This window comes from Micromonospora sp. NPDC006766, assembly GCF_040636055.1.
Taxonomy (GTDB): domain Bacteria; phylum Actinomycetota; class Actinomycetes; order Mycobacteriales; family Micromonosporaceae; genus Micromonospora.
This window is the reverse complement of the sequence record NZ_JBEYIX010000034.1, coordinates 51,678-61,527: the sequence shown is the minus strand read 5'-3', so window position 1 is coordinate 61,527 and position 9,850 is coordinate 51,678. Positions and strand designations below refer to the sequence as shown.

Sequence of the window (9,850 nt, the reverse complement as noted above, 5' to 3'; positions counted from 1 at the left end):
GCCCAGGCGAGGGCCTGGGCGGCGGCGCGCAGCGGCTCGGCGAGGCTCGGCGGGGCGTACCGGTAGCCGATCCGCAGCCCGGGCGCGAGTGTCTTGGTGATGCCGGTGAGGTGGACGGTCCGCCGGTGCCAGGCGGCGACCGGTGGTGGCCGGTCGGTCAGCAGCGCGCCGAACGGGTCCTCCTCGATGACGGTGAGGTCGTGGGCGGCGGCGACGGCGGCGAGTTCCTGGCGGCGCTGCGCCGGCATGGTGAGCCCGGTGGGGTTGTGCAGGGTGGGGTGCAGGTGCAGCGCGGCGACCCGGCGGCGGGCGCAGAGCCGGTCGACCGCGTCCGGCCGGGCGCCGGCCGCGTCGCTGGGCACGGTGGCCAGCTCGACGCGGAGCAGCCGGGCGGCGGCGAGCAGCCCGGGGTTGGTCAGCTCGGTGGTGATCACCACCTGCCGGGGCTGGGCGAAGGCGGCCAGGGCGGCGGCGAGGCCGTGCTGCCCGCCGGCGGTCACCTCGACGCTGCCGGGCTCGGGTCGCCAGCCGGCGTGGGCCATCCAGCGGGCGCCGGCTATTCGGTGCCGGACCGCGTCGGCGTCCTCGGCGCCGACCGCCAGGGGGTCGGCGGCGATCCGGTGCAGGATCGGCGCGACGGCCCGGTGCACCGGCCCGTGCCCGGGCGGGTGCACCGCGGCCACGTCCAGCACCGGCGCGGCGGCGGGGGCCGCCGGGGCGGGGGCGGGGGTGACGAAGGTGCCCCGGCCGACCTCGCCGGTGAGCAGGCCGCGCCGGGCGGCCACCTGGTAGGCACGGCCGACGGTGCCGATGGTGACGCCGAGTCGCCGGGCCAGCTCCCGCTGCGGTGGCAGCCGGTCGCCGGGGCCGAGCCGGCCCGCCGCGATGTCCGCGCCGATCGCGTCGGCGAGCGCCAGGTAGCGGGGCCCGACCCCGGACAGCCCCGCCGGCTCCCAGATTGTCACCGTGACAATGTAGCCGCCGGGCCGGCCGGTCGCCGTCGGATTGTCACCGTGACAATCCGGTCCACCCGACACTTCGGGTACGCGGGCGAGGCTGCCCGCATGACCGTCACCCCCGCCGCCGCCCCTCTGTGGCGGCACGCCACCTTCCGCCGACTCTGGCTCTCCGACGCGGTCAGCACTCTCGGCACCCACGTCACCACGGTGGCGCTGCCGCTCGCCGCGCTGACCGTGCTCGGCGCCGGGCCGACCGGGGTCGCCACGCTGACCGCCGCGACCACCCTGCCGTACCTGCTGCTCGGCATACCGGCCGGGGCGATCGTGGACCGGCTGCCCCGCCGCGCGGTGCTGGTCGCCACCGACCTGGCCCGGGCGCTGCTGCTGGTCAGCGTGCCGCTCGCCTGGGTGGCCGGGCTGCTCACCCTCACCCAGCTCGTGGTGGTGGCGCTGCTCGCCGGATGCGCCACGGTGCTGTTCGACGTCGCCTACTTCGCCGCGGTGCCGGCGGTGGTGCCGGCCGCGCGGCTCGCCGACGCGAACGCCCGCCTGGAGGCGACCCGGGCGGTCGGGCAGACCGCCGGTCCGGGGGTGGCCGGCGTGCTGGTCGGCGTGCTCGGCGCGCCGGTCGCGCTGCTGGTCGACGTGGCCAGCTTCGTCGTCTCGGCCCTGTTCCTGGCCGGTACGCCCCGGCTGGCCCGCCAGGCCGCTCCCGAGAGCGGCGGCATGTGGCGGGACGCCGTCGGCGGCATCCGCTTCGTGTTCCACCACCCGGTCGTGCGGGCGCTGACCCTCTGCTCCGGGCTGACCAACCTCTGGCACGCCGGCTTCCTGGCCATGCTGTTGGTGTACGCGGTCCGCGAGCTGCACCTGCCCGCCGTCACGGTCGGCCTGCTGATCGCCGGCGCCAACGTCGGGTACCTGCTCGGCGCGGCCGTGGCGGGCCGGGCCCGCACCCGCCTGGGCGTCGGGCGGGCGATCACCGGGGCGGCCGTGCTGCAGGCCGGCGCGGTGCTGGTGCTCGTGCCGCACCCGCTCGGCATGGGTGCCGGGCTGGCGGTGAGCGCCTTCGCCAGTGGGCGCTACAACGTCAACGCGGTCAGCCTCCGGCAGGCCGCCACACCGCCGTCGATGCTGTCCCGGATGACCGCGACCAGCCGGTTCGTGATCTGGGGGGCGATGCCACTCGGCGCGGCCCTCGGCGGCGCGCTGACCGGGTTGCTGGGGGCGCCGGCGTACCTCGCGCTGGCCGCGGCGGGGATGGCCGCGGCGGCCCTGGTCACCCGGTGGTCGCCGGTGTGGCGAACCCGGGAGATTCCGACGCCGGAGCAGCGACCGGCTCCGGCCGAGACCCACGAGACGGAGACCGATGCGCTCAAGACCCACGCGACGGTGGCCGTCGGCCGGTGACGGCCGTTTGTCCCCGTTGGGCGTGGGTAAGCCTCGACGGCTCCAGGCACTCTGCGGTGCCTGGAGCCGTCTGAGGCCGGGCGGTGGGCGGCCGTTCCAGACCCGGCGGCGGGCGGCGACGACACAGGAGGCGGCGTGCGGTTTCCCCGATTCGTCGAGGCGGTGGCCCGCCGCGCCGAGTTGCCCACCGGGCAGGCGGCGACGATCTCCCGCGCGGTGCTGCAGACCCTCGCCGAGCGGGTGACAGCGGGCGAGGCGGACGAGTTGGCCGCGCAGCTGCCGGACGAGCTGGGTGGCTATCTGACCCCGGCCGGCGGCGGCGCGACCGGGGGAATGCTGACCTTTCTGCACCGGGTGGCCGAGCGGACCGGGATGGATCCGGCGGTCGCCGAGGTGGGCACCTTCGCCGTGCTCGCCACGCTGCGCGAGGCGGTGACGGTCGGCGAGTTTCACGATCTCGTGGCGCAGCTGCCGAAGGGATTCGACGCGTTGGTCGATCCGATCCCGCGTTACGATGACCGGTGACTGCTCCCCGGCAGCGGGTTGAGCTGCGGCGACGGAGGCCGCGCCGGTGAAAATTCCACGGTTCTAGCGCGGTTTTACCGGAAAACGTACTCGACAGTAGACACTTACGCGGGAAATCGTCTACGCGCTAGAGGGATGATCGGACGAATTCCTCCGTCCGAGGTGGTGCCGGGTGTCGGACCTTCGGCCCGACCCTGATCGATACCCTTCCCATCGGGAAAACGAGCCATATTCTGCTTCCAGTGTGCAGTCCTGGGGGGGATCATGATCACATTGGCTGACTCCTGCGCGCCTGCCGCCGGTGAGGAAACGCCCGACCGCTGACATGACTCAACCGATGATTGTCAATCGCTTCGCCGAGGTCGCGGCACGTCAGGCCGATCGTCCGGCGCTGCTCGGCGAGGCCCACGAGGTCAACTACGCCGAGCTGGCCGGCGCGGCCGGCGGGCACGCGGCCGTCTTCGTCGCCGCGGGCGTCCGACCCGGTGACCGGATCGCTTTGCTCACCACGCACGGCGCGCCGACCGTCGCGGCGCTGCTCGGCGCCCTGGCCGCCGGCTGCGCGTACGTGCCGCTCGACCCGGGCTTCCCGGTCGACCGGCTGCGCCACATGCTCGCCGCCGCCGGGGTCAGCGCGCTCGCCTGCGCCGCCGAGCACCGCCAGTTGGCCGGCGAACTCGCCGACGGCCGGACCGTGGTGTCGCTGGACGACGTGCCACCCGCCCCGCTGCGGCCCGTCACCGTCGACCCGGACACGCTCGCGTACGTGCTGTTCACCTCGGGCTCCACCGGGGTGCCCAAGGCGGTCGGGCAGACCCACCGCAACCTGGCGCACGTTGTCGACAACCAGATCGCCGCGCTGGCCATCGCCCCGACCGACCGGCTCAGCCTGCTCGCCTCGTTCAGCTTCGACGCCGCCATCCCGGACCTGTACCCGGCGCTGCTCACCGGTGCCGCCGTGGTCCCGGTCGACCTGCGCCGGCAGGGGCTCGCGTACGCCCTCGACCACCTTGCCCTGCACCAGGCGACCGTGCTGCACTGCACGCCCACCGTCTACCGGCACCTGCTCGACACGCTCGGCGAGCGGCGGCTGGACGCGGTTCGCGTGGTGCTGCTCGGCGGCGAGCAGGCCACCTGGGCCGATGCGATCCGCGGCCGGGACCGCTTCGCCGCCGACTGCGAGCTGATCAACGGCTACGGCGCCACCGAGATGACCTTCGTCGCCCGGTTCGCGCTGCGACTGTCCGAAATAGACCCGAATGTCCTCGGCCCGCTGCCGATCGGCGCCCCGTTCCCCGGCTACGAGCTGCGCCTCGCGCCGGACACCGGCGAGCTCGTTGTCCACAGCCCGCACCTCGCCCCCGGATACCTCAACCAGGACAGCGACCGGTTCACCGTGGACGCCGACGGGGTGCGCGCGTACCGCACCGGCGACCTGGGCCGGCGGCTGCCCGGCGGCGAGCTGGTCTGCCTCGGCCGGCTCGACCGGCAGGTCAAGGTGCGCGGCCACCGGGTCGAACTGACCGAGATCGAGGCGGTCCTCGCCGCCCAGCCCGGGGTGGCCGGCGTACGCGCCATCGCCCGCGACGGTGAGCTGCTGGCGTACGCCCGTCCGGCCGACGGGATCCGGCCGGACGCGGCGGCGCTGCGGGCCGCCCTCGCCGCGGCGCTGCCCGCGTACGCGCTGCCCCGCGCCGTGGTGGTGCTCGACGAGTTTCCGCTCACCGTCACCGGCAAGGTGGACGAGCGGGCCCTGCCCGACCCGGTCGGCGTCGTGCCCGCCGGCGCGACCCCGGCCACCGACACCGAACGCGTCGTGCACGACATCTGGTGCGCGGTGCTCGGCCGGGACGCGGTCGGCCGCACCGACAGCTTCTTCGACGTGGGCGGCCAGTCGCTGCTGCTGGGCCAGGTGCAGCAGCGGCTGGCCGAGCGGTTCGGCGTGCGACTGCCGATGCTGCGCCTCTTCGACCACCCGACGGTGGCCGGCCAGGCGGCGCTGCTCGACGCCCCGCCCGAGGCGGTCCCGGTGCCGCCCGTCCCGCCCGAGGTGGTCCGGGTGCCACCCGCCCCGGCCGCTCTGGTCGCCCCGGCGAGCGCGGCCCGGGAGTACACCGGCGACGAGATCGCCGTGGTCGGGCTCGCCGGCCGTTTCCCCGGCGCCCCCGACGTGGCCACCTTCTGGTGGAACCTCTGCGCCGGCGTCGACTCCGTCCGGGACCACACCGACGAGGAACTGGCCGCCCTCGGCATCGGGCCGGGGCTGCGTGGCGATCCTCGGCACGTGCCGGCGACCGGCTGGCTCGACGGGGTGACCGACTTCGACGCCGAGTTCTTCTCCTTCGGCGCCGAGGAGGCCGCCCGGACCGACCCGCAGCACCGGCTGTTCCTGGAGACCGCCTGGGAGGCCCTCGAGGACGCCGGGCACGACCCGCAGCGGTTCCCCGGCCTGGTCGGCGTCTACTCGGCCACCTCCGCCAACCGCTACTTTCTCTTCCACCTGCTCGACAACCCGGCCGTGGTCGGCGACGTGGACCCGGACGACTGGGAGGCCCGGCTGGTCGGCCGGCAGTTCACCGACCACCTGCCCGGGCAGGTCGCCTACCGGCTGGGGCTGACCGGGCCGGCCCTCGCCGTGCAGAGCGCCTGCTCCAGCTCGCTGGTCGCGGTCTGCCTCGCCGCGCAGAGCCTCGCCGACTACCAGTGCGACATCGCCCTGGCCGGCGGGGTCACCGTCACCTGGCCCCGACACCGGCACACCCCCGGCGGCATGGCCTCCCCGGACGGCCGCTGCCGCGCCTTCGACGAGCGCGCCAACGGGTCCGGCTTCGGCTCCGGCGTCGGCGTGGTCGCGCTGCGCCGGCTCGCCGACGCGCAGGCCGACGGGGACCGCGTCTACGCCGTCCTGCCCGGCTGGGGGGTCACCAACGACGGCCCGGACCGGGCCGGCTTCGCCGTACCCGGCCCGGCGGGGCAGGCCGCCGCGGTCGCGTCCGCCCTCGCCACCGCTGAGGTCGCGCCCGGCGAGGTCCGGTTCATCGAGGGCCACGGCAGCGGCACGCCGCTCGGCGACGCCATCGAGGTGGCCGCGCTGCACGAGGTGTACGCCGGGACCGCTTCCGCCAACTCCTGCGCGCTCGGCACGGTGAAGACCAACATCGGCCACCTCGACGCCGCCGCCGGGATCGCCGGGCTGATCAAGGCGGTGCTCGCCGTCCGGCACGGCGTCATTCCGCCCAACCTGCACTTCACCCGTCCGCACCCGGAGATCGACTTCGCCGCCGGCCCGTTCTACGTGCCGACCAAGGCGCGGGACTGGCCGCAGGTGCCGCGCCGAATCGCCGGGGTCAGCGCGTTCGGGCTCGGTGGCACCAACGCGCACGTCATCGTCGAGCAGCCGCCACCGGACGATCCGGCCGAGGCCCCGGATGCCGGGCCGTGGCTGCTGCCGGTGTCGGCGCGTACCCCGGCGGCGTTGCGTGCGGCGCTCACCCGGCTGCGCCGCCACCTGGCCGGCACCGCCCCGGCGCTGCCCGAGGTGGCCGCGACCCTGGCGCTCGGCCGGCGGGCCTTCGCGCACCGGGCCGCCGTGGTCGCCGCGGACCTGCCCGGCGCGCTCGCCGCGCTCGACATGCTGCTCGACACCGATGCCCGGATAGCCGGCGAGGACGGCCCGCTCCGCGAACTGGCGGCCGACTGGGTGGCCGGGCGGGACGTCGACTGGGACGCCCTGCATCCCGAGGGCACCGTCCGGCGTACGGGGCTGCCCACCTATCCGTTCCAGCGCCAGCGGTACTGGATCGACCCCGTGCAGAAAGGTACGCGGTGAACTGGTTCCTCTCCGCCGGAAGCCGACCCCAGGCACCGGTGCGGTTGTTCTGCCTGCCCTACGCCGGTGGCGGCGCGAGCGTGTTCCGGCGCTGGCAGCAGGGGATCGGCCCGGACGTCGAGGTGCTGCCGGTGCAGCTGCCCGGCCGGGAGAACCGGATCGGCGAGGATGCCCGCTTCGACATCGCCGACGTGGCCGCCGCCATCGCCTCCCGCGCCGACCGCCCGTACGCGATCTACGGCCACTCGATGGGCGGCCGGGTCGGCTTCGAGGTCGTCCGGGAACTGCTCCGGACGGGGGCGCCGCTGCCGCTGCGGCTCTACGTCGGCGGCGCTCGCGCGCCGCACGTCACCGCGGCCAGCCTCTTCGACGGCCTGTCCAAGGTGGACGACGATGAGCTGCTGCGCCGCCTCGGCGACGGCGGCGGCCTCCCCGCCGAGCTGCTGGAGCACCCCGAGCTGGTGGAGCTGCTGCTGCCGCTGCTGCGGGCCGACTTCGGCCGGGTCGACAGCTACCGGTACGTCCCCGGCGAGCCGCTGCCGGTGCCGATCGTCGTGTTCAGCGGCCGGCACGACCGGGCGGTGACCCGCGAACACAGCCTCGCCTGGGCGGAGCACACCGCCGCCGGCTTCACCCTGCACGAGATCGACGGCGGGCACTTCTTCCTGCTCGACCAGCTCGCCGAGCTGCTGGCCGCGCTCCGCACCGACTTGGCCGCCGCGGTCGCCGCCGACCGCGCCGACCCCGCGCCGCCGTCCGCCACTGCCGCGTCGTCCGTCGCCGTCGACGTGCCGGCCGCGCACCGGGTGCCGCTCGGCGACACCAACTGGTCGGTGTGGCGGGACGCGATCCTGCGCGGCACCGGCTTCCCGGCCGACGGGCTGACCCTGTTCCACGCGCCGTGCGCCGCTGCCGCGGCCGACGAGCTGCTCGCCACCGGCACGGGCGAGGACCGGTTCGACAAGGAGTTCGACGAGGCGGTCCGGGCGGCGGCCCACCGGATCAGCGAGCTGGCCGCCGATCCGCTGCTGCGCGAGGCCGTCACCTGGCAGAACCCGAGCGCGCTCATCGCCCTCGACGGGCTGCTGCGGTCCGACCCGGAGGTGCGCAACAAGCCCCGCCGCAAGCGGGAGATCGCCCTGCTCAAGTACTGGCAGCGCTACGCCGGCAAGAACGAGACGGTCGGCTTCTTCGGCCCCAGCTGCTGGGCCACCGTGGACCCCGGGCAGCCGGAGGCCGCCCGGATCAGTCAGGGGCCGGGGCTGACCCGCCGCCGCTGGGTCTGGTTCGAGTCCTGGGCGCTGACCGCGTACGCCGACACGCTCGGCGCGGACCCGGCCGTGCGACGCTGGTGGCCGCCGATGCTCGGCGCCCAGCTGAGCCTGCGCGACCGCGCGGTGCTGCGCCCCGGCCGGCCACCGGTGCCGCTCTCCGTGGTGGAGGCGGCGCTGCTCGCTGCCATCGACGGCCGCCGCCCCGCGCGCGAGCTGGTGACCGACCCGGCGATCGGGCTGCGTCGACCTGAGGACGGCTACGCGCTGCTGGACCGGCTGGTGGCCCGGGAGCTGATCACCTGGGACGCGGCCCTGCCGGTCAGCCCCGACGCCGAACAGGTGCTCACCGGCCGGATCGAGGCCATCGGCGACGAGCCGCTGCGGGCGGCCGCGCGGGCCGGGTGGGACCGGCTGCGCGCCGCGCGGGACGAAGTCGCCGCCGCGGCCGGCGATCCCGACCGGCTGCGTGCCGCACTCGAGGCGCTCAACACCACCTTCACCGAGCTGACCGGGGCCGCGCCCCGGCAGCGGAACGGCCAGATGTACGCCGGTCGGACCATCTGCTGCGAGGACACCAGCCGAGAACTCGACGTGGTCTTCGGCGCGCCGCTGCTGGCCGACCTCGCGGCCCCGCTCGATGTGCTGCTGCGCGCTGCCCGGTGGATGGTCGCGGCCCTGGCCGAGGCGTACGGGAAGGTGTTCCAGGGGCTCTACGAGGAGCTGCGGGCCGAGGCCGGTGACGCGCCGGTACTCCTGTCCGACCTCTGGTTCCTCGTGCAGGGCCTGTTCTGGGGCGTCGGCGAGCGGCCGGTCGACGCGGTGTCCGCCGAGTTCGCGGCGCGCTGGGCCGGGCTGTTCGGGCTGGACGCGCTGCCCGCCGACACCACCGAGGTCCGGCTGCGGGTGGCCGACCTCGCCGAACGGGTCGACGAGGTGTTCCCCGGCGCCCGGCCGGACTGGTCCAACGCCGTGCTGCACAGCCCCGACCTGCAGATCTGCGCGACCGACGCGGACGCGCTGCGGCGCGGCGAATACACCGTGGTGCTCGGCGAACTGCACGCGGCCTGGTCGTCGTTCGACTGCGTCGCCCTCACCGCGTCGCATCCGGATGTCGAACGGCTGCGCACGGCGCTCGCCGCCGACCTGGGCGAGCGACGGATCCGGCTGCTGCTCCCGGACGGCTGGCCGCGCCGGAGCAGCCGCACCGCCCACTCGCTGACCGGACCGACCGACCGGCACCTGGCGTTCCAGCCGGCGCCCGGCGGAGACCCGGCCCGGGTGCTGCCCACAGTCGACCTCACCGTCACCGACTCCGACGGCCGGCTGGTCGTCACCGCCCCCGACGGCCAGCGCTGGCCGCTCACCGAGGTCTTCGCCGAGCTGCTCAGCGCCCACGCGGTCGACGGCTTCAAGCTGGTCGCCGCCGCGCCGTACACCCCCCGGATCACGCTCGACAACCTGGTGGTGGCGCGGCAGACCTGGCGTACCACGGTGGGGGAGAGCGGCCTCGCCACGGCCGCCGGGGAGCGGGAGAACTTCCTCGCCGTCCGAGCCTGGCGTCACCGGCTCGGGCTGCCGGAGCAGGTCTACGTCAAGCTCGGCACCGAGACCAAGCCCTGCTTCGTCGACCTGGCCAGTCCCGCCTTCGCGAACATGTTCTGCGCCATGGTCCGGGCCGCTCGGGTCGACGGCGGGGACGGCGTGTCGCTGGTGGTCAGCGAGATGCTGCCCACCCCGGATCAGGCGTGGGTGCCGGACGCCGCCGGCCGGCGGTACTTCAGCGAGTTGCGCCTGCAGATCGTGAACGACCATCGGGAGCCGTCCGTATGAGCGAGCGAATCAGCAGGCTCAGT

5 protein-coding genes are annotated in these 9,850 nt (G+C 75.3%); 4 read left to right on the top strand and 1 reads right to left on the bottom strand.

Translation table 11 applies throughout. From position 1 onward, the window contains the following. Window positions 1–965: PLP-dependent aminotransferase family protein (locus ABZ671_RS23445; protein ID WP_357861762.1), on the bottom strand; the 965-nt coding region annotated here is incomplete at its 3' end. Window positions 966–1,064: 99 nt separating this feature from the next. Between ABZ671_RS23445 and ABZ671_RS23440 the strand changes: the two genes are divergently transcribed. The 4 genes from ABZ671_RS23440 (at window position 1,065) to ABZ671_RS23425 (ending at window position 9,827) form a co-directional block, all read left to right on the top strand. Next, window positions 1,065–2,369, top strand: coding sequence for an MFS transporter (locus ABZ671_RS23440; RefSeq protein WP_357861760.1), 1,305 nt, complete (start codon window positions 1,065–1,067; stop codon window positions 2,367–2,369). A gap of 135 nt (window positions 2,370–2,504) precedes the next feature. Further along, window positions 2,505–2,894, top strand: a complete 390-nt coding sequence (locus ABZ671_RS23435; protein WP_357861758.1) for a DUF2267 domain-containing protein — start codon at window positions 2,505–2,507, stop codon at window positions 2,892–2,894. A 337-nt stretch (window positions 2,895–3,231) separates the two neighbouring features. Then, window positions 3,232–6,723 carry an AMP-binding protein gene (locus ABZ671_RS23430; RefSeq protein WP_357861756.1) on the top strand — a complete coding sequence of 1,164 codons (3,492 nt, stop codon included), beginning with the start codon at window positions 3,232–3,234 and terminating at the stop codon, window positions 6,721–6,723. Continuing rightward, on the top strand, window positions 6,720–9,827 hold the full coding sequence (locus tag ABZ671_RS23425; protein WP_357861753.1) for a thioesterase domain-containing protein: 3,108 nt from the start codon (window positions 6,720–6,722) through the stop codon (window positions 9,825–9,827). Before ABZ671_RS23430 ends, ABZ671_RS23425 begins: the two co-directional genes overlap by 4 nt. Window positions 9,828–9,850 lie beyond the last annotated feature (23 nt).